The organism is Pseudomonas sp. NPDC089422 (genome assembly GCF_044749405.1).
In the GTDB taxonomy this organism is placed as follows: domain Bacteria; phylum Pseudomonadota; class Gammaproteobacteria; order Pseudomonadales; family Pseudomonadaceae; genus Aquipseudomonas.
Genome location: NZ_JBIVHW010000008.1, coordinates 22,161 through 43,443 on the forward strand (window position 1 = coordinate 22,161; position 21,283 = coordinate 43,443).

13 protein-coding genes and 1 pseudogene are annotated in these 21,283 nt (G+C 60.8%); 7 read left to right on the forward strand and 7 right to left on the reverse strand.

Translation table 11 applies throughout. The features are described 5' to 3' along the window. Nucleotides 1-40: 40 nt before the first annotated feature. Entirely contained in the window at nt 41-2,257 is a 2,217-nt protein-coding gene (locus ACIPZ8_RS16355; protein WP_400725091.1) for a DNA internalization-related competence protein ComEC/Rec2, read from the reverse strand. Between the two features lie 142 nt (nt 2,258-2,399). Here ACIPZ8_RS16355 and ACIPZ8_RS16360 point away from each other — a divergent pair. Then, a pseudogene (locus tag ACIPZ8_RS16360) lies at nt 2,400-2,906 on the forward strand (DUF2062 domain-containing protein); the annotation flags it as partial. A gap of 9 nt (nt 2,907-2,915) precedes the next feature. On the opposite strand, the gene ACIPZ8_RS16365 reads toward ACIPZ8_RS16360, so the two are convergent. From ACIPZ8_RS16365 to ACIPZ8_RS16375, 3 genes are all read right to left on the reverse strand, one after another. After that, nucleotides 2,916-3,695: an ABC transporter permease gene (locus ACIPZ8_RS16365; protein ID WP_003247128.1), complete on the reverse strand. Its 780-nt coding sequence runs from the start codon at nt 3,693-3,695 to the stop codon at nt 2,916-2,918. Continuing rightward, the gene (locus ACIPZ8_RS16370) at nt 3,692-4,624 is read right to left on the reverse strand and encodes an ABC transporter ATP-binding protein (RefSeq protein WP_400725094.1); all 933 of its coding nucleotides are present in this window, start codon (nt 4,622-4,624) and stop codon (nt 3,692-3,694) included. The genes ACIPZ8_RS16365 and ACIPZ8_RS16370 overlap by 4 nt, the downstream gene beginning before the upstream one ends. Nucleotides 4,625-4,757: 133 nt before the next feature. Continuing rightward, a complete protein-coding gene (locus ACIPZ8_RS16375) occupies nt 4,758-5,381 on the reverse strand; it encodes a glutathione S-transferase (RefSeq protein ID WP_400725097.1) in 624 nt (207 codons plus the stop codon). Between the two features lie 200 nt (nt 5,382-5,581). On the opposite strand from ACIPZ8_RS16375, the gene ACIPZ8_RS16380 reads away from it, so the two are divergent. The 6 genes from ACIPZ8_RS16380 to ACIPZ8_RS16405 all read left to right on the forward strand — a co-directional run bounded on the left by ACIPZ8_RS16380 (nt 5,582) and on the right by ACIPZ8_RS16405 (nt 14,023). Continuing rightward, nucleotides 5,582-8,029, forward strand: coding sequence for an acyl-CoA dehydrogenase (locus ACIPZ8_RS16380; protein ID WP_400725100.1), 2,448 nt, complete (start codon nt 5,582-5,584; stop codon nt 8,027-8,029). Between the two features lie 68 nt (nt 8,030-8,097). Beyond that, entirely contained in the window at nt 8,098-8,508 is a 411-nt protein-coding gene (locus tag ACIPZ8_RS16385; RefSeq protein WP_400725103.1) for a PA2817 family protein, read from the forward strand. A 451-nt stretch (nt 8,509-8,959) separates the two neighbouring features. After that, nucleotides 8,960-9,505, forward strand: a complete 546-nt coding sequence (locus ACIPZ8_RS16390) for a fimbrial protein (protein ID WP_400725106.1) — start codon at nt 8,960-8,962, stop codon at nt 9,503-9,505. A 93-nt stretch (nt 9,506-9,598) separates the two neighbouring features. Next, nucleotides 9,599-10,354, forward strand: a complete 756-nt coding sequence (locus ACIPZ8_RS16395) for a molecular chaperone (RefSeq protein ID WP_400725109.1) — start codon at nt 9,599-9,601, stop codon at nt 10,352-10,354. Nucleotides 10,355-10,385: 31 nt separating this feature from the next. Next, entirely contained in the window at nt 10,386-12,881 is a 2,496-nt protein-coding gene (locus ACIPZ8_RS16400; protein ID WP_400725112.1) for a fimbria/pilus outer membrane usher protein, read from the forward strand. Between the two features lie 56 nt (nt 12,882-12,937). Beyond that, entirely contained in the window at nt 12,938-14,023 is a 1,086-nt protein-coding gene (locus tag ACIPZ8_RS16405; RefSeq protein WP_400725115.1) for a fimbrial protein, read from the forward strand. A 46-nt stretch (nt 14,024-14,069) separates the two neighbouring features. On the opposite strand, the gene ACIPZ8_RS16410 is transcribed toward ACIPZ8_RS16405, so the two are convergent. The 3 genes from ACIPZ8_RS16410 to ACIPZ8_RS16420 are packed head-to-tail and all read right to left on the reverse strand — an operon-like array spanning nt 14,070 to nt 21,279. Further along, complete coding sequence (locus tag ACIPZ8_RS16410) at nt 14,070-17,870, reverse strand: RHS repeat domain-containing protein (RefSeq protein ID WP_400725118.1); 3,801 nt, start codon at nt 17,868-17,870, stop codon at nt 14,070-14,072. Beyond that, the gene (locus ACIPZ8_RS16415; RefSeq protein ID WP_400725121.1) at nt 17,867-18,397 is read right to left on the reverse strand and encodes a hypothetical protein; all 531 of its coding nucleotides are present in this window, start codon (nt 18,395-18,397) and stop codon (nt 17,867-17,869) included. The genes ACIPZ8_RS16410 and ACIPZ8_RS16415 overlap by 4 nt, the downstream gene beginning before the upstream one ends. Continuing rightward, the gene (locus ACIPZ8_RS16420; protein WP_400725124.1) at nt 18,394-21,279 is read right to left on the reverse strand and encodes a hypothetical protein; all 2,886 of its coding nucleotides are present in this window, start codon (nt 21,277-21,279) and stop codon (nt 18,394-18,396) included. Before ACIPZ8_RS16420 ends, ACIPZ8_RS16415 begins: the two co-directional genes overlap by 4 nt. Between the last annotated feature and the right edge of the window lie 4 nt (nt 21,280-21,283).

Genomic DNA, 21,283 nt, shown 5'->3' on the forward strand with positions numbered 1-21,283 from the left:
GGGGCTCATCTGCCGGAGGTCAGGCAAATGGCAGACCAGATCAGCCAGTACCTGATTCACGCCAGAAGCGTCGCTGCCGGCGCACACCTTCAACCTCAGCCTGCCCGCCCAGGACCAGGCGCAAAGCCCCCTCCACCGCCGTGTCATGCACCATCACCCCATGCCGTCGATACCGCTCGACCACCTGTGCATGCGGGTGCCCGAAGCTGTTGTTGCGCCCCCGCGAAATCAGCACGCCACGCGGTGCCGTGGCGCGGATGAAGGCCTCGGTGGAAGATGTACGGCTACCATGGTGAGGCGCCTGCAGCCAGTCGACAAGAGGTGCATCGGTGTCCGCCAGCCAAGCCTGCTCGGCGCCAGCCTCCATATCCCCCGCCAGCAACATCCGCTCACCCTGCGCCTCGACCATCAGCACACAGGAGCGGTCATTGCTATTTTGCCCATCCACCCAGTGCCATAGCGAAAAGTGCACGCCATCCCATGTCCATTGTTCGCCACTGCTACAAGGTTGCAACTGAACGTCACCCAGTGCTTCACCGCCAACTATCCGACCGATCGGCAAGCCTCGCTGGATCGCCGCAGCACCGCCCGCATGGTCGGCATGGGCGTGACTGATCAGCATCAGGTCCAGGCGATCCACCCCCAGCTTGCGCAAGGTTGGCAGTACCACCCGCTCGCCCAGATCGGTTTCGCCCTTGGCCGGCCCGGCGTCGTACAGCAGGGTGTGATGCTGCGTGCGTAACAGCATCGCCAAGCCTTGGCCGACGTCCAGTTGCCAGATCTCGACCTGCCCATGGGGCACAGGCTCCCTCGGCACCCACAATGCCAACAGCATGATCCCGCCCAGCCCACGCAGCGGCACACCGCGAGGCAACAGCAACAGCAGCGCTCCACAGCACACCAGCAACCAGGCCCACACCGGCAGTGCCGGCGGTATCCATACCGGCCGCCACCCCGCCATCAACCCAAGCAAGCGAAACAGGATATCCAGCAAGCCACCCGCGACCCACAACAGCCCCTCACCAACGCCCGCCAGCGGCAACAACAGCGTACCGAGCAATGCCAGTGGCAACACCGCCAGGCTGACCCAGGGCACCGCCAGCAAGTTCGCTGCAGGCGCGCTCAGGCTGACCGGCAACCCCGTGGCCAGCAACACCGGCAACAGACCGACGGCGATCACCCACTGGGCCCGCGTCCACGCCTGCCAGGGTCGCCAGCCGCCAAGCCGTGCCGCAAAGCTGTAGATGAGGATCGCCACCGCCGCGAACGACAGCCAGAAACCGGGCAGCAACGCCGCCAGGGGTTCGGCCAGCAACACCAGGTTCAATGCCAGCAGCAGTGGGAACATCGCCCCCAGCTGGCGGAAGCGCAGGCGCCATAGCAGCACCACTGCCAGCATCAGGCAGGCGCGCTGCACCGGCACGCCCGCGCCGGCCAGCCAGCCGTAGCCCAGCGCCGCCGCCAGCGCCAGGCCACACGCCCACGGCAACCATGGCCACCCCCGCGGCCACAGCCCCCAGCGCGCCAGGCCCGCGACCACGGCATACAACAAGCCTGCGACGAGGCCGATGTGTTGCCCGGAAATCACCAGCAAGTGCACCGTGCCGGTCGCCTGCAACGCCTGCCACTGTTCGCGGGCCAGGCCCGCCCCGTCGCCAAGCACCAGGGCGACCAATGCCGCTTCCTGCCCCTGGGCATCGACCTTCAGCAGGCGCTCGCGCAGAGCATCCCGCCACCCTGGTGTCACCGCGTGCATCAGTTGGCCCGCCTTGACCGTGCCGGTGGCGCCGATGCGTCGGGCCAGCAGCTGCGCCTCGCGATCCGGCCCATGGGGGTTGAGCAATCCGGCCGGTCGCTGCAAGGTGACTGCCATGCGCCAGTGCTCGCCAGCATGCAAGACCGGGCCATCGAACCAGCTCAGCTGCAGGCGCCGGGGTAGCTCGGCACGACGCGAATGCGGCTGCTCCAGCTCGAAACGCACGCCCTGTGCGGTCCGCGTTGGCAGCCCGACCACCCGCCCTTGCAACCATAGCGTGCGGCCATCCAGGCTCGCCGCCAGGCGGTCATCCAGCGCCAGCTGCGCAGACCAGCAGGCCCAGCACAGCCCCAGCAGAAAACAGCCCAGTGGCCACAGCCGCGTGCACGCGCAGACGCCACCAGCCAGCAACAGCAGTAACAGCCACCCGACCGATGGCAACGCGGGGAGAAAGCCCAGGCACAACAGCCCGAGCGCGAGCGCAAACATCCCTGTGCGCATGAGGTAGAGCTCCAGAAGCCGAATCGCTTACTGAGGCATAGACGAAAAGCCGGCATTGCCCGCTCAACAATTGTCACAAACTCTAAACGAGGCTGAACGCGAATCGAGGCATACTTCCTGGATCAACGCTCCGGGAGCCTACATGCCGCGCCGACTTTTCAAACGCTACATGCCGGACCCGACCAGTATTCGGGAACACAAGTCCTTACGCTTTTTCGGCAAGCTGCTTCACGACCCGAACCTCTGGCACCTGAACCGCCATTCGGTGGCGCGGGCCATGGGCGTTGGCCTGTTTGCGGCGTTGATCCCGATGCCGGCGCAGATGCTGCTGGCTGCCGCGCTGGCCATTCCGCTGCGCGGCAACCTGCCGATTGCGGTCAGCCTGGTCTGGCTGACCAACCCGCTGACCATGCCGCCGGTGTTCTTCGTCACCTACATGACCGGCGCCTGGCTGATGCAGGTGCCACCCCGCAGCCTGCCCGACGAGCTGACCTTCCAGTGGATCACCGACCAGCTGTCGACGCTGTGGCAACCCTTCCTGCTCGGTTCGGTCGTGTGCGGCGTGGTGCTGGGCATCCTGGGCTATTTCACCACCATGCTCTACTGGCGCTGGTGGGTAGGCCGGCAGTGGCGTCGCCGCCAGTGCCGGTGCAAGACTTCAGGCCCGCATGCCGCGGCCGCTGACCAGCAAGCGAACGCAAACAACGTAGAGCACCGCGGTGGCCACCAGCATGAAGGTGATCGCCGTGCCAATACTGATGTCCGACACCCCTAGGATGCCGTAACGGAACGAGTTGACCATGTGCAGCACCGGGTTGGCCAACGACACGGTCTGCCAGAACGGTGGCAGCAGGTTGATCGAGTAGAACACCCCGCCCAGGTAGGTCAGCGGCGTCAGCACGAAGGTCGGAATGATCGAGATGTCGTCGAAGTTGCGCGCAAACACCGCGTTGACGAAGCCCAGCAGCGAGAAGATGGTCGCCGTCAGCAGCACCACGACCACAGTCACGCCCAGGTGATGCACCTGCAGGTCGGTGAAGAACATCGACAGGATGGTCACGATCACCCCCACCGCCAGGCCGCGCAGCACGCCGCCCAGCACGTAACCGACAAGGATGGTGTGCGGCGATACAGGCGACACCATGAGTTCCTCGATCGAGCGCTGGAACTTGCTGCCGAAGAAGCTCGACACCACGTTGCCGTAGGAGTTGGTGATCACTGACATCATGATCAGCCCCGGTACGATGTACTGCATGTAGGTAAAGCCGCCCATGTCGCCGATCTGCCGGCCGATCAGGTTACCGAAGATGACGAAGTACAGGACCATGGTGATCGCCGGCGGCAGCAAGGTCTGCGGCCAGATGCGCAGAAAACGCCGTACCTCGCGGTAGACGATGGTGTTCAGGGCGACCCAGTTGGTGCGCAGTTCCACACTCATACGGCCACCTTCGACAGGTTTTTTTCCACCAGGGACACGAACAGCTCCTCGAGTCGGTTGGTCTTGTTGCGCAGGCTCTGCACCTCGATGTTCTGCAGCGCCAGCTGGCCGAACAGTGCGGTGATGCCGATGTCTTTTTCCACCTGCACTTCCAGGGTGTGCGGCGTCAGCAGCCGGCACGGGTAGCCCTGCAGCACGGGGGCTGTGGCCAGGTCCTGCTTGAGGTCGAGGACGAAGGTCTCGACATGCAGCTTGCCCAGCAACTGGCGCATGCTGGTGTTCTCGACGATGGTGCCGTGGTCGATGATGCCGATGTTACGGCACAGCTGCTCGGCCTCTTCCAGGTAGTGGGTGGTGAGGATGATGGTGATGCCTTTCTGGTTGAGCTCGGTGAGGAAGCTCCACATCGAACGGCGCAGCTCGATGTCCACGCCGGCGGTGGGCTCGTCGAGGATCAACAGGCGCGGCTCATGGATCAGCGCGCGGGCAATCATCAGGCGGCGCTTCATGCCGCCGGACAGCGAACGCGACTGCACGTCGCGCTTGTCCCACAGGCCCAGCTGGGTCAGGTACTGCTCGGCACGTTCCTTGGCCACCTTGGGCGGGATACCGTAGTAGCCGGCCTGGGTGACGACGATGTCGAAGGTCTTCTCGAACTGGTTGAAGTTGAACTCCTGCGGCACCACGCCCAGGCAGCGCTTGAGCGCCGAGGGTTCGCGGTCAAGGTCGTGGCCGAACACGTTGACCGTGCCGCTGGTCTTGTTCACCAGGGTGGAGAGGATGCCGATGGTGGTGGACTTGCCGGCACCGTTGGGGCCGAGCAAGGCGAAGAAGTCGCCTTCGGCAACGTCCAGATCTATGCCCTTGAGGGCCTGGAAGCCGTTGCCGTAGGTCTTGGTCAGCTGTCGGATGGACAGGGCGGAACTCATAGCGGGTCACTTACCGAAGAAGAAGGTGCAGGACACGCCAGGGCAGATCACTGGCGCAGTGAGTGCGGCCATGGTGCAAGGCCAGGCCGCACAAGTACAGTCACATCTATTGATAATGACTATCGAAGCCGGGTCAGGTCAGCGCAGTCATCACCGCAGCCTGGTAGGCAGGACGGGCTTTCAGGCGCTCGTACCAGGCTTGCAGGTGTTGCATGGCCGGGCGTTCGATGGGCATCTCGAACCAGGCGTAGACGAAGCTACCCAGTGGGATGTCGCCCATGCCGATCTGGTCACCGGACAGGTATGGCTGGCTGGCCAGGATTTCATCGGCGATGGCCAGCAACGCGGCACACTGCTTGTGCGCGGCGTTGATCGCCACCCAGTCGCGCTGGTCTTCAGCGGTGCGCAGCAGGCCCCAGAACAGCGGGCGGAACGGTGCGGCGAAGGACGAGGTGGTCCAGTCCATCCACTTGTCGGCCAGGGCGCGCTGACGGGGGTCTTCCAGGTACCAGCCCTGCTCTGCGCCATACTCGGCGCACAGGTAGCGGACGATGGTGTTGGACTCCCACAGGGTCAGGTCGCCGTCTTCCAGCATCGGCACCAGGCCGTTGGGGTTGCGGGCACGGTAATGCGGCTCGTTGACCACGCCGAAAGCGCCACCCGCGTCAATCGACTCGAAATCCAGGCCCAGTTCATGGGCGATCCACAGTGCCTTGCGCACATTGCTCGAATTCTTGCGGCCCCAGATCTTCAGCATGGCAACGTCCTTATGAAATGCGGAGGTGGGACAGTCTACTCCAGAGCTTTATCGCCTGTACCGGCCTCTTCGCGGGCACAGGAAAACAACAACTGAAACTCCCAGCGCCACACCCTGTCACTGTTCTGACCCTGCCGTTCACAGGGTGCGTCTAAGCTTTGTGGGACGGCTCAAACCCCTGGTTCCAAGGAGGACCGATTATGTTGCTGTTGTGGTTGGTGGTGCTGGTGATCGGCGCGGCGTACCTTACGCACCGGCGCCTGGCGCCCTTGCAGATTCTCGGCATCATCGCGGCCTACGTGCTGCTGATGGGCATTTTCAGCCGTGCCCCTGGCTGGCTGCTGACGCTGTTCTGGATCGTGCTGGCCCTCAAGACTGCCCTCGTGGTGCTGCCGGAATGGCGGCGCAAGGCGTTCAGCGGCCCGGTGTTCAAATGGTTCCAGCGCACCCTGCCGCCCATGTCGCAGACCGAGCGCGAAGCCATTGATGCCGGCACCGTGTGGTGGGACGGCGAACTGTTCAGCGGGCGCCCGGACTGGCGCACCCTCCTCAGCTACCCGGCGCCCAAGCTGACCGAAGAAGAACAGGCCTTCATCGATGGCCCGACCGAGGAACTCTGCGCCATGGTCAGCGACTGGCAGATTGGCCAGGATCTCGACCTGCCTGCCGAGGCCTGGGCGCACATCAAGCAGAACGGCTTCTTCGCCCTGATCATCCCCAAGGAATACGGCGGTAAAGGCTTCTCCGCCCACGCCCACTCCCAGGTGGCGATGAAACTGGCCACCCGCAGCGGCGACCTGGCGTCCACGGTGATGGTACCGAACTCCCTCGGACCGGCAGAGTTGCTGCTGCATTACGGTACCGATGAGCAGCGCAATCATTACCTGCCGCGCCTGGCCCGTGGTGACGAGATCCCCTGTTTCGCCCTAACTGGCCCTCTGGCCGGTTCCGACGCTGGCGCCATGCCCGACACCGGGGTCATCTGCAAAGGCCAATGGGATGGCGAAGAAGTCATCGGCCTGCGCCTGAACTGGGAGAAGCGGTACATCACCCTGGGTCCGGTGGCCACCCTGCTGGGCCTGGCGTTCAAGGCCTACGATCCGGACCACCTGCTGGGCGATCAGGAAGAACTGGGCATCAGCCTGGCGCTGATCCCCACCGACACACCCGGCGTGGAGATCGGCAAACGCCACCTGCCGCTGGGCGCGGCGTTCATGAACGGCCCCAACAGCGGCAAGGACGTGTTCGTGCCGCTGGACTTCCTCATCGGCGGCCAGGCCATGCTCGGCAAAGGTTGGATGATGCTGATGAACTGCCTGTCGGTGGGCCGCTCGATCTCCCTGCCTGCGGTCGGTACCGGCGCCGCCAAGTACACCAGCCTGGTCACCGGCCAGTACGCCAACATCCGCGAACAGTTCAATGTGCCCCTGGCGGCCTTTGAGGGCATTCAGGAATCCCTCGCACGTATCGGCGGCAACGCCTGGCTGATGGACAGCGCCCGCCTGCTCACGGCCAAAGCCGTGGACCTGGGCGAAAAACCTTCGGTGCTGTCGGCGATCCTCAAGTACCAACTTACCGAGCGCGGCCGCGAGTGTATCCAGCACGCCATGGACGTGCACGGCGGCAAGGCGATCATCATGGGCCCTAACAACTACCTGGGGCGCAACTGGCAGGGGGCGCCGATCTTCATCACCGTCGAAGGGGCCAACATCCTCTCGCGCAACCTGATGATCTTTGGGCAGGGCGCGATCCGCTGCCACCCGTTCGTGCTCCGGGAAATGGCCCTGGCCGCGCGCGAGGATCACGACCAGGCGCTGGTCGAGTTCGATGAGCTGCTGATGAAGCACATCATGTTCGCCGCTGGCAATGCCGCCAGCACCCTCATCTACGGCCTGGGGCTGGGCCGCCTGGAGCAGGTGCCGGGCGATGCCCTGTGCCAGGGCTACTTCCGCGCCCTCAACCGCCAGGCCGCGGCGTTCGCGATGATGGCCGACCTGTCGATGCTGCTGCTGGGCGGGGCGCTCAAGCGCCGCGAGCGCCTCAGTGCCCGCCTTGGCGATGTGCTGAGCTATCTGTATCTCGCCAGCGCAGCACTCAAGCGTTACCACGATCAGGGCTCGCCCGAATACCTGCAGCCGCTGTTGCGCTGGGCCATGGAAGAAAGCCTGGGCCAGGCGGAGCGCGCGCTTGACCGCCTGCTCGACAACTTCCCCAACCGCTTCGTCGGCTTTGCGTTGCGGGTGCTGGTGTTCCCCTTCGGCCGTCGCCATACCGGCCCCAGTGATGAACTGGACGCCGAAGTGGCCGAGCTGATTGGCCGTCGCAAGGGCGACCCCGCGCTGGAGGAGCTGCTGGCGGGCTGCTACCGCCCGCAGGGGGAGGATGACCCGGTGGCAGCCCTGCAGAAGGCCAGCGATCTGCTCGACGAGGTGGCGCCTTCAGGCAAGGCATTGCACCAGGCCATCAAGGAAGGAAAACTCCAGCCTGCACCTGGCCAGTCAGCCATCGACGCCGCCATCGAAAGCGGCGTGCTGCAACCTGGCGAAGGCCAGCGTCTGCATCAAGCCGAACAGGCACGCCGCAGGGTGATCGATGTCGATGCCTTCGACAAGGCCCAGTTGCAACCAGAACCCGGCAAGGTACGCTGACCCTTCGCGAGCAAGGGGGGGGCGGCGTATACTCCGCCCCCGTTTCAGCCATACCGAGGACCCATTCCATGGCCCCCCCCCACCTGGAATATCACCTGCAACTGCTCCAGCACCTGCGCACCATCCTGGTGGCGCTGGGTGAAGCAGAACAGGTGCCGGAAGAAAGCCACGCCCTGTTCCTCGAACGCTTCGACGAACTGCTGACGCTGTTGCCGCAGGATCCGCTGGAAAGCCAGTACCTGGGCCAGGACCTGATCTGCCAGGTGATACAGCGCTACCCGCAAATCGCCCACCTGGTACCACGTGACCTGTTGTGGTTCTTTGCCGGCGACTGCCTGCACTTCATGCCAGACGAAGAACTGGCGCTTTACCAGCAACTGGAAGAGCGTCGTTATGAGGCCGAACAGGCTGATGAACCCTTTGACTGGAACCAGGAAAAACAGCTGCTGAGCTTCAGTGGCCGCGACACTTCGCACTAGCGCCCTTTGTCCGACGCCTCGGTCATGCAGCTGCGAGGCGTCTGCACCTTTACAAGTTACGCACTGAATCTGACTTGTCACCAGCTCGCAACTGTTCTTCCAGTGCTCGCCCGCCACCTCCCCCCGCTCACCTCCCTAACTTTGCACTTTCATCTTGTTCCGTGACGGCATCGCGCCCCACCACGATTCCGAAAACCCTTATTGCACCCACATCAATCAATACAGCATCAGAACTTATCCCCCATCACAAACAGAAAAGACAACAACAAATAACTACACCACCTATACATAAGAAAATAATAAATAAAAGTTTCAAATTTATATTGAAACAAATCAATCGCCATTATTAGAATCGACGCCGAAGCACAGCCACGGTATTGCACAACGCACTACCACACTGACATGCCTTCAATTACATCCTATTCCTCACTAACTCAGGAATCATCGAACCATGAAAAAATCTGTCGTGGCACTTTCGCTCGGCCTGCTTACTCTCACCGCAGGCACTTCGGCTTTTGCCAATACCGGCACCCTGGATTTCGAGGGCCGCATTACAGCAGGCGGTTGCCCGATTGAAATCGTCAATCCTGGTGACGGCAGTGTAGGCAGCACCATCCGCCTGGGCGACTTGCCAGCCAGTCAGTTCAAGAGCGTGGGTGAAGAATATGTTGGCAAACGCTTCGAACTGGTAATTCGCGATGGCGCTGCATGCGGCTTGGCTGACAATACCGCCACTGTCAAATTCGCGGGTACCGCAGATCCAACCGGTGACTACTTCGCAGTGACGCCAACCAGTGACGGCGCAAAAGGTGTGGCCATTTCGCTGCGTGACCAAAACAACAAAGGGGTCAAACCCAATAGCGTCACTGACGCGTTTGATCTGAACAACACCGGTGAAACACGCCTGCCATTTGACGCCTACTATCGCTCGACTGCAGCTACTGTGACCGCTGGCGCAGCCTCTGCAACCGTGAGTTTCGTACTCGATATCATCTGATATAAAGCGCACCCGGCCTGACCTGGCGTGTAACTTCGCTTCATCGCATTACCCAGGCGTCCTTGACGTCTGGGTCCGAAAGGAACCTTCTTCATGCCCGGCTTATTTCCAGCGGCGGCACGCCTGCGCCCGATCATGGGCGCCTGCATGGCCATATTGCTGTACACCTTGCCCATTACCAGTGCCCAGGCGGCGTTGGCTCTGAACAATACCCGGCTGGTGTTCCACAGTGACAAGCGCAATACAACGGTGGTCGTGCGCAACCCTAGCAAACAGACGTATGCCGTGCAGGCGTGGATCAACACAAGTGCCGATGACAATACGACCGCCGTACCGTTTCTGCCAGCGCCACAGTTGTTCAAATTGCTCCCCGGCAAAGAGCAGCTTGTGCAAATCAATGGACTACCCCGCACACTGCCCGACGATCGCGAGTCGCTGTTTTTCCTCAATGTTCAGGAAATACCCGAAGCCAGCGGCGCGCCCGGCAATACCCTCAACATTGCGATGCGAACCCGCATCAAGATGTTCTACCGACCGCAGCAACTGAAAGGTACGTCCACCAGCCAATTGAAATCGCTGAAATTTTCATTGATTGACAAGGACGGCAAGCCCCATTTGCGGGTTGATAACCCCTCACCGTTCCATGTCACCTTCATTCGCCTGAGCGTACATGGCTCAGGGCAGCAACAAAAACTAAGGAACACCGCCATGTTGGCGCCCTTCGCTGCTCAGGACTACCCGGTTGACGGTATTACCCGATCCGCCGGCTTGCGCGCCGAATTTTCCGTTATCAATGACTACGGCGGGTACACCACCCCGCTGACTTCACCCATTCATTTGCCCAACTAGGGCCGGCCTCGCAGTAACAAAGGACATCATCATGTTCCTCCCCTCACTACGCTGGTGCATTTCGCACAGTCAGCGCAGCGCACTGTTGCGCCTGCTGGGCAGTTCGGCCTTGGTCGCACTGCCGTGCGCACAAGCAGACTCGGCGTTCCAAAGCGGCTTTCTGCGCCAGGTACCGGGCCAGCCCGAAGACGTTGGCGCCTGGTCCCTGAGCAAGCTCACCAGCGACCAGGCACTGACGCCAGGCCTTTACCGCGTCAGCGTGCAGGTCAACCTCGAATCCGTCGGTCAACATGAGCTCGACTTCCAGCCGAACCCGGAGGGCGAACTGCTACCTTGCCTCGGCGCAAGGCTGCTGGGTGAATGGGGCCTGCGCCTGGAAGCGCTGGCCAACCCGGATGATCAGAATAATGCTTGCCTGGACCTCGAGGCAGTGGTGCCGGGCGCACAAGTCGTCTTTTACCCGGGGGAGCTGCACCTGGCCATTTCCATACCCCAGATCGCCATGCGCCGAGACAGCGCCGGTCAGCTCGACCCGTCTCGCTGGGAAAGCGGTATCAATGCAGCATTCATCAGCTATCAAGCGTCGACCCTGCAAGGCCAAAACCGCTACTCAGGCCGTTTCAACAGTGACGACCTGTACCTGAACGCCGGCGTCAACCTGGGCGAGTGGCGCCTGCGCAGCACGCAGTCCTGGCGCCATGATAGCCAGGGTGGACGTGAATGGACCCGGGTGCAGACTTTCGCCCAACGGGATATACCGGGTACCCGTGCCAATGTGACGCTTGGCGAAACCTTCACCGACAGCGACGTGTTTCGTTCAGTCCCGATTACCGGCGTGCGGGTGGCGTCTGACATGAGCATGCTGGCCGACAACCAGCGCGGGTACGCGCCGGTCATTCGTGGGGTAGCGCAAAGCAGGGCAAAGGTCGAGGTGTGGCAGAACGGCTATCCGATCTATTCGACATACGTCAGCGCCGGGCCCTACGCCATCGACGATCTCAGTGCAGCAGGCAGTGGCGAACTGGAAGTCGTCCTGACCGAGGCCGATGGCCAGGTGCGGCGGTTCATCCAGCCCTACTCGACCATCAACAGCCTGATGCGGCCGGGGGTCTGGCGCTACAGTGCCACCCTGGGGCGCTACAAACCTTCGACTCAATTCGACACCCCCCTGCTCTGGCAAGGCACACTGGCACTCGGCACTCAGTGGAATACCACCCTTTACGGCGGGCTGATGGCAAGTGAGTTCTACCGCGCGGGCAATCTGGGCCTGAGCAAGGACCTCGGCAACTTGGGTGCGCTGGCCTTCGACGTTACCCAGGCATTCAGCGCCATAGACAACGCCCATGAGCAGGATGTGCAGGGTACGAGCTACGCGTTGAAGTACGGTAAAGCGTTCACTACCCAGACCAATCTGCGTTTCGCCGGCTACCGCTATTCGACGCAAGGCTACCGTGACTTCGATGAGGCGGTGCGCCAGCGCAGCAATGACGCCAGTTTCAGTGGCGGCCGTCGTAGCCGGCTGGAGGCATCGGTGCACCAGAGCCTGGGCAGGAGCAGCTCGATGACCCTCACCTTGTCACAACAGGACTACTGGCAGCGCAATGCTACCCAGCGGCAATATCAGTTCAATTTCAACACTCATCACCGCGGGGTCAGTTACAGCCTGTTCGCCTCGCAGTCATTGGCCGACCGCTACGGCAGCGATCGCCAGCTCGGCCTCAGCGTGTCCATGCCGCTGCATTTCGGCCGCCCCATCAATACCTCTTTCGGCCTGCAGCACAACGCCAGAGGCCACAGCCAGCGTGCAACGCTGAGCGGCAGCAACACCGAACACGCGCTGAGCTACAGCGCCAGCCTGAGCCGTGATGAGAGCGACCGTAAAACAGCGGCCCTGTCCCTTGGCCACCAGGCGCCCTATGCAAGCTTGAGTGGTGGTTATACCGAGGGCGACGCCTACCGCAGCCTCTCGTTGAATGCCAGTGGCGCTGTATTGCTGCACGCTGATGGGCTGGCATTCGGTCGCTACCTGGGTGATACCGCAGCCCTGGTCGAAGTCCCCGGCGTGGCCGATGTCGGCTTGCAGAACGCGATCGGCACCCGCACCGATGCTCGCGGCTATGCGCTGCTGCCCTACCTGCAACCTTACAGGGCCAACGCGATAGTGCTGGAAACCGACCGCCTTGACCCTGATGTGGAAATCGACAATGGCATCGCACACGTGGTGCCACGCCGAGGTGCAGTGGTGAAACGTCGCTTCGAGGCCAGCCGCGTTTCGCGTCTGGTGCTGACCCTGCACGACGCTGGCGGCCAGCCGCTGCCCTTTGGTGCCCACGTTCTGGGTAAAGACGGGGAGCCGATTGGCATGGTGGGGCAAGCCGGCGTGGTCATGCTCACCAGCCCAAGTGTGGAGCACCCCCTGCTGGTGAGTTGGGGTGACCAGCCCGAGGCCAGTTGCCAATTGCACGTCGACCCGCTGGCCGCCCCGCTGGTCGACGGTTATCGCCTGCAAACCCTCACCTGTATCTAGCAAACCAACCGCACGGCAGCCTCGCAAGTGGCTGCCCCACGTGCTTCAGGAAAGCCATGAAAGACATAAAGAAAAACCTGCGCCGAGCCTTGCTGATGGCGCTGGTCTGGCCAGCAGCTCAGGCCATGGCAACGTCCGACCGAGACGAGCGGTGCTGGTTCGATCCCCTGCGCAGCGCCGGGATCATGCAATATGAACGCGACCTGGGCACCCTCTACGTCCCGCGCGATGCGCGGATCGGCAGAACGATCGCCACTTACGGGTTTACGTCTCTCCCTGACAGAAACCTTTTGGTCCTTACCTGTGATCCCAAGGGCAACCGAATCAACTTCGACATGGTAGCTTCCTTCGGTGTTCACCCCCCCATAGCCACTGTTGACAGCCACCTTTCGGATGCGCCTATCCTGAACACCAGTATCCCCGGCGTCGGCGCAATCATAATGATGGGGCTTCCGTTTCAGGGGGGGACCGACCAATTCAACCCGGAACCTTCACCGTATGTGCCATTCACGTCCTGGTACGAGCAAGTGAGGTTGGCCCCCGTTGAGATGCACTTTTTTAACCACACTCTCACCTTGGTCAAGACGGGCGACTTGTCGCCTGGGGTCCATGTAATGGACGACCCAATGATCACTGGCCACGTGGACACCGGCCTGGGCAAGGTACTCGAATACAGCCTGCGGGCATCGATCATCCAGACCCAGTGCGATGTTCTCGCTGCGACCAGCGCCATACCGGTGAGTCTCGGCGAGTGGAACACCAAAGACTTCACCGGCCCGGGCTTCACCACGACCGCGCAGCCTTTCCAGATTCGCTTGAGCAATTGCCAGGTTGATAGCGACCCGGACAATGAGACGTTGGCCACCATCGAGCTCCATGGCATCAAGGGTTCAAAACCAGTAGGCCCCCCGGGAGAACACGTGTTCAGCCTGACCGACGACTCCGATGCACGCGGTGTGGGCATCCAGATGCTCTACGCCGGGAAGCCGATGCAACTGGGCACGGAGCACGAACTGATGCCCTTGAGGAAGGGCGAGGTACCCTTGGACTTCGAAGCCCGCTTCTATCAGCTGGAGGCGAGCAGCGCAGTGGTTGCCGGCCTCGCCAAAGGGGCCCTGAACTTTACCATTCGCTACCGCTAGCAGAACAAGGCCGGCCATGACGCCGGCCTTGCTTCAGCGTGTGCCCTCAGGCAGGCGAGGTCCCGGACAGGATGTTCTCGGGGTCGTAATGGTAGAGGCAGTGTTCACCCTCGGGGGTGTCGACCCGCAGCAGGCGGTTGAGTGAATCGTAGGTCAGCACTCGGCCTTGATCATCCCTGGTTAAATTGCCATTCAGGTCGTACTCCAGTTCGACTGGCGGTTGCGGGGCAGGTGGAAGGATCCTGGTCAGTTGCGCCGGGTCGTCAGTATTGGTGAACTCGTACCGTGTCCGCTGTGGGGCCCCTCCTGGGCTCTGGGTGATGACCGAGATGATGTTGTCCACCGCATCGAAGCCGAATGTCTGTCGGGCAATGACTTGACCAGAAGGATCGACAGGCGCCTCGGGGCCCTCGCAGGTGTACAGCTGCAGCCGACCACGCCGATCATACTGGTATGTTTCATGACGCAGCAGTTCGGCATCGCTTGGGTCAGCGCCCATGGCGCGCTGTTTCAGGATTCGATAGTTCAGGCAATCGAACTCGTCGTAATCCTGCTCCAGGGTTTGCAGCGTGTCGCCAAAATCGAAGGTACGAAGTACCTCCCTGTCGAACTCGTCGTAATCAAGCCGCGTGATCAACGCCTGCCCGGCGACGACATCCTGCGTGGAATAAGATGCCATGCGCCCCTGTTCGTCATACTCGAACGTCGACGTCAGCAGCACCAGCTGCGCAGTTGGCTTACGACGCATTCGGTAGCGGGAGTTCGCAGCCACCGGCGCGCTCAGCACAGTCTTCACCAGGCGGCCGAAATCGTCATACTCGTAGGATTGCATCTGGTTCAGCACATCCAGGTAGCCGAGCAGGCGACTGCGGTAGCTGTAGTCGTAGACCATGGTGAACGCTTCACCGTCCACGGTCCGCTTCTCATGCCTGACCTCGCCATTGCCGAGGAAGTAGTCACGGTCCATCAGATAGTGAGAAGCCTCCCCTTCACCGGCCTCTTCGCAATGCAACAGCCTGGCGTTTTTAGGGTCGTAGTCGAATCGGGCGGTATTGCGGGCCAGCACTCGCCTTACCGGATCCTCACCCAATGCAGGGTCATACTGATACTCGATCAGCTCGCCATCAGCCGCTTTCACCCAACGCGGTTGCCGTTCGCCGGGCGCATACTTGAATTCCTGCCGACGCCCCCCCGTGGTCGCGCTGATACGCCGCTCGAGGCCATCGAACTCCTGCAGTCCGAGCAGAAGCGCGCTGGTCTCGGAATTACCTACCTTGATGCTTTCAGGCAGGTCGTTGCGACTGTGAAGGGCGTACGCACGATAAACCTTGTTGACACGATCCGGCAGGTCATGTTGCAGAATTCGGTCAAAAACGTCATAGCGATATTCATCGATGCGCTGGCCAGTACCGCTCCCCCGTTTTTCGGCACTGAGGCGACCGAGGCCGTCGTACTCATTGATCTGCAAACTGACCACAGTCTCGCCGTCCAGTTTGAAACGCTCGATCCGCCACGGTTTTTCGAACAGGTTTTGCCAGGTCTCGGTAATACCGCTGCAGCGCGCACCAGCCACTTCTCGCCAGGTACGATGCACCGGCCCATCCTTGCTTGCCACCTGATCGACTTCCTCGACCTCGGTCACACCGTAGGGCAGCGTGACGCTGTACTGCTGACCCCAGTCGTCGTAGTCGTAGGTGCTGGTCAATTCGAGCAAGCGATCACCCAGCCAATCGATCTCGGTTTCCTCGGTCAACTGGCCCAGTTCGTCGTACTGCGCGCGATAAATTGGCCGTGATGCACCGGCAAAGGTCGCGCTGTCGTGGTCTTCGCGCTCTTCGAACACCGGGCGCCTGAGGCCGTCGAACAAGGTATGGGTCTCTACCTGTTTGACGTCGTAGGTCCACTGCTGTGCCTGCTCATTGTCATAAGCGCAAAGGAAGTACTTGTATCGACGGTTCGCCTCGATTGGCTTGCCTGGCGCCACGATTTCACGGGTCACCCGGCGCAAGGCATCGTATTCATAGCGAATTTCGACATCGTTGTCGTCCCGGTTGAGCAACGGCTCACCCGTTTCAAGGCCATGCTGCAAGGTAATGGTCTTGGTTTCACCGTCAAAGCCCACCAGCGTTTCCAAGGTCTGCAGGGCACGGGTGTCCTTGGGCAGGCTGTAAGCGTACTCGGTCGTGGTGTCGAGGGTCTTGCCCAGCTCCTGGCTCGGGTAACTCAGGGTCCGCTGCTGGACTCGACCATAGCTCATTGGCTCGGCAGGGGCGTCGAAATAGACACTGGCGATTTTCTCGTGGAATTCGTCAGGATCGGCGCCGGGGTCGCTCAGCGTCTCTACCTCGACCAACCGCCATGCTTTCTTCAAATAGCTGCCCAGTGGCGCCATTTCCCTGTACCGGTATTGCTGGATCAAGGTAGGCGCACTGCCCGCCCCTGTAGCTGCCGGCTTTATCTCCCTGGATTTCAGGTTGCGCACGAAACCGTGCGGGTCGCCTTCTTCTGCGGCCTGGTACCAGACACTGGTCTCCAGTACTTTGTTCGGCAGAATGCGAGTCAAAACGTTGCCGTGTGTATCGTAGGTTGTCAGCTGTGTTTCTTCGCGTTGCCTGGAGGCGTCGCTGACCCACGACCAACGCTGGGTTTCCTGGTGGGGTAACTGGAAGTATGGCGGTTGCTGATCGAAAGAGCCGTCCACCTCACCATAGACGTTGATCGCCTGCAACCGTTTGTCTCCCTTGACGGTATCCTGAACCGTCAGCAGATGAAAACGATTGAACGTGCGCATGATCGTACGCACGGCCATACCCTTCTGTTCATGGTGCTCCACGGTCTGGTAGGCATACCCCTTCTCTACCTGATAAAGGTTGTCCAACCCTTCATCGGACCATGGAATAGTGCTGCCACCACCGATGAAATTGCGCGTGCCGGGGTACTCGTAGCGCACCACGCTGGCAGGCTGGCCAAAACCGGGCAGCGTTTCGTGACGGGTGACTCGGGGCAGGTTGGCACGGTTGGCGCTCGACGGAAATTCGTGCCCGGCGTCATCGTGGAAAATGCGCTCGAGCCCACCAAAAGGCGTGCGCATCTCGCTCAGGCACAGGTGCCCACGCACTTCCCGATAGGCGAAGCGCCAACGCGCCTGATTGGCCGTGGGCAGGATAATCTCGCTGACCCGGTAGTCGCTGCCGCTCAAGGTCATGCCGTAGCGCGCCAGCGGCTCGCCGCCGCCGCCGCCAAAGGGATAACACAGGATCTCGACCCGGCTACCCGCGCGCTGCAACGTCAGCAGTGTTTCATATTCGTCCCACACCTCGCTCAGTAGCATGTGACCGTTCTGGAAAGGCGTGTAATCCAGGTACAGCACGTGGCCAAGCGGCGAATGCAGTTCGACGGGCAAGGCAACCTGGCCGGCGCCCGAGCCCATCGTCTTCAGCACCTCGACCAGGCCGGAGCTATGCTCCACGCGGTAACGCTCGGCACCGTCGGGCCCTGCAGGTTCCGGGTACAGATCGAAGCGCCGCAGCTTCTGCTCGCGCATTTCCAGGCGCCCGGTGGACGAAGACGTGCCGGTAATTCTGTAAGACTCACCACTGCTCAGCGTTACTACGTTATTGCGCACTTGCGTCAGTTGCAGATTCCAGCCTTTACCGAAACCGGAATCATCGCCATTCAAGGGGCTGTAGAACAACGCCAGGTCAAAGTCCGGGCCCTGAAGGTCGTTGCCCTTCAATGCGGGCAATCTGATGGATACGGTGTATTGACCGGTCCGTGAATCGACACCGGTGTCGATATAGTCAGCGTAATTGAAAGCATTGGAGTGCACAGCGGTGGATGCGCTCATGGTCGGTCGCCCTCATGGGATGCGTCGGGCATGTCTTTATCTCCTGGCGCGTAGACAACAGCGCAACTCAGCTTGCCTTTGATATTCCCATGACTGTAGCGGTCGTAACTTTTGATCAGGCCGGCCTGAATAATTGTATCTACTGGCATGTTCTTGAGCTCTTGAATTTCCGCCCACTTCGAGGTGGTGGGATGCTTGTACGCCTGCACACCAAATGTCCAATCTCCGTCGTAACACCTCTTTTCAGATGATAAAAGCACAACCGTCGTGGACGGGACATCGACAAACCTGAAAAAACTCACAACATTATCACCACACCCGGCATCGGTCATTTTAGTTTGTTCGTTGCCCTTGCTCGGAACGCTGACCGAACATCGCTTACCACCCGGCAGCTGGTCGCCATCCATCTTTTCCGCAAACTCGATCCTACCCAGGTTCTGCTGCGGAGAACTTTGCTGATCCACCCATGCGCTACTGCAACCCGAAAGAAAACAAACCATGAGTACATAAACCGTTTTTGTTTTCATACCGATTCCCCTGCATTAAAGTTGACTAGGCGAATGATCGAGTCGTCGCCAGCCGTTGGCCGTGAAGGCACACTGTGCACCAATACGTTTCGAGAACCGATGGTGGTGGAAGGCAGATAATCGACTTGCACCACGTGGACATTGCCCTGCGCATCACGCAACTGCACGCGCAACGGCTTTGACAGCTTAGACAACACATACCGCCAGCTAACGTCATCTAGGTAGCGATTCATATTTCGGTAGTTGGCGATCACCAACAGCCCTGCTTCATATTGCGTACGCACTGGGCGCTGGTATTCTTCCGAACCCACGACAGCCTTGATGAGTTTATCGAAGGAAATAGCACGAGGTTCCGGCTCGCCGTGATTCTGGAAAATCCACCCTGTGTAACTGTGGAAACGCTCGTTGGGGTAGGGGCTTTCCCAACGCGCAATCGAAGTATTTAGATAATGGTCATCAGCATTTGCGTTGGCCTTGATGAATTCTGCTGTGTAGAACGTTCCGTTCCTGAAGTCCAGCAACCAGTAATCTTCAGTGACCGGGTGCAAGTCGAAATCGTCAGCTTCCGGGTCCGCCCCGCCCAAGTCACCTCCTCCCCCATCAACACGCTTGCGAATCAACGTGTAATCGCTGGACTTGAACGGCTCCGGTGTCCGTACCTGAACTTCGATGTTGGCGTTGCGATGGTCGGTGTCATTGGAGTAGAACCAGACGCCACTCGCGGACTTGAAACCGGCGTAAAACACTTGCGACCCGGATGCTCCGCGGCGGTGCAGGTATAGCGTCTGGCGTATGGTCCGGTCTTCCGGACCACGCGGCGTGGCAGGTTGCGTGGAGCCTTCATTGGCCAGTATGAAACGGTTCTTCGTCAGGCTGGTGCGCCAGACATTGCCATACACCGAGCCGATCCCTTCCTCGTTGTCGCACAGGCTGGCAATCTTCTGCCCCGCGCGATCGAAGAGCGTGATCGTGGCAATTTCTGCCGGGCTCAACTTGTAGTCCTTGCCATCCGCTTGCAAGGTTTCCACAGTGATCTCGATTTCCAGTTGCTGGAAGCCACTGGAGCCGACTAACCCACGCACGCCCTCGCTGCTTTTGCCAACCGTGACAGCGAAGCGCTGGAGCGCCACCCAGCTGCTCAGCGGCTGCACGGGAGTCTCTTTCAGCACGCTATAGCCTGATGCGAATACCACACTATTGCGCACCACTTCGCAGGCCACCACGTTGGGTTGCTGTATGCGTTGTGTAGAGGCTGTGAACTGTCCCGACTGGGTGACGTCGCCGGGGCCTGACAACATTCGCCAGCGCCGCTGTTCATTGGGCATGATGCGATTCACTTCGCGCAGCTGGGTAGTGCCACCGAAGGCTTGCTTCGGCACGAAGGGTGGGTCGAGCGCCACCAGTGGCTGGTTGTGAACCAGCACCAGCGCAGTTCGGTTCTGCTCCGCTGACTCGGCCTGCAGTTCCTGCACACTCATGACGCGTCGGCGGGCTTGTTTACCAGGTACGAACCTTGATCGCCCGCCGCCCACATACGCCAGCTCGCCCAACGGCTGGCCCAGCATGCGGAACCTGACCTGATCATTGCCCGCGTTCCACACGTCTATCCCTCTTGCACTCTGTGTGGGCTGATAGGCGCCGGCAACGGGCATCGGCAGTACCTGCGCCGATGTCACCAGCAAGCGCGCAGAGGCCTTGTAGGTATCGTTACCTTTCTTGAATTCCGCTGTGATGATGACGGTCAGCACATCCTCCCCCACCTCATCCGCAGCAGGGGCAGTGTAAAGGCCATTGGCGTTGATCGTGCCATGCCCTTTGTCGTCATGGCTTTGTGGGTTGAGCGCTGACCAAGCGCTGGCTTTCAGCACCTTGTCCTCACCATCGTGCAGCACGAACTGCTGCGTTTTGCCGGCCGGTACGACCGTACCCATGGTCGGCTTTACCTTCAAGCTCATGAGCAACGGATTTATGTTGCCGAAAAGGGCCCGATCCAGCGGCGTGTGGTCTTCCTTCTTGACGAAGGCATTGAGCTCCGGAAACAGCAGGGTGGCGAGAAGCTCGACGCCTTCTTCGGAGGCATAGCCCAACAGGTCCTTGTTCAGCACCAGCGTGGCCGAATAGTCGCCATCGGGGAGCAGAAAGGGGTACGTTTCATCAGGTTGTTGGCCATCACTCGCGTTGCCACGCAAGCGCATGAACACCAACACTGCGCCATCACCGTAATTGTCCGCGCTTCTGATACGCGCACCGGGGGCCGCCTGGGTGCGCAGAATGAAGTTGGTAGGGGTCAGTTCGTCGTAACCGGCGAAGTCCACCGTGCCCAGTTCAAACATCACGCAGCGCGCAGGCATGTCACCTAGCCAGGCTCCCAGTGCCTTGTCCAGCTGCTGGTGAAGATGGTCCTTGTCCTCGTCATCAAAGAGATCGCTGGTGAATTTTGCTCCCCTGGCCAGGTTCAGCGCGACCCGACCATAGGGGGCGACCTCACCGCGAACGGTTTCCAGGTCGACCTCCATCGACAGCGAGTGCCCCTGCGCTTCGGTGATCACGTAGCTGCGCAGCAGTTCCCCGTTGAAGGTCAGCGTGCCTGCGATGATGTTCATGGTCAGCGTGGCCCTGGAGTTGCTGACAGAGGCGCTGCTGAATGACAACAAAGGTGTGCCGAACTCGAGCCCTGCCACCGAGACTGTCTGGCCTGGTGCCGTGCGTTTCAGTATGTCGCTGAACGGCGGAAGAAAGTTGTTCTCCGCAAGGCGTTGCAGGTACTGCTGCTCCAGCAAGCGATTGAGCTGGGGGCGGCTGTAAGCTGCGACTGCGCCCCAGCCCAGCGTCACCGAACCTTGACGCATTTTTTCAAGCAGTTCTTCCAATGAATTGGACATGGCA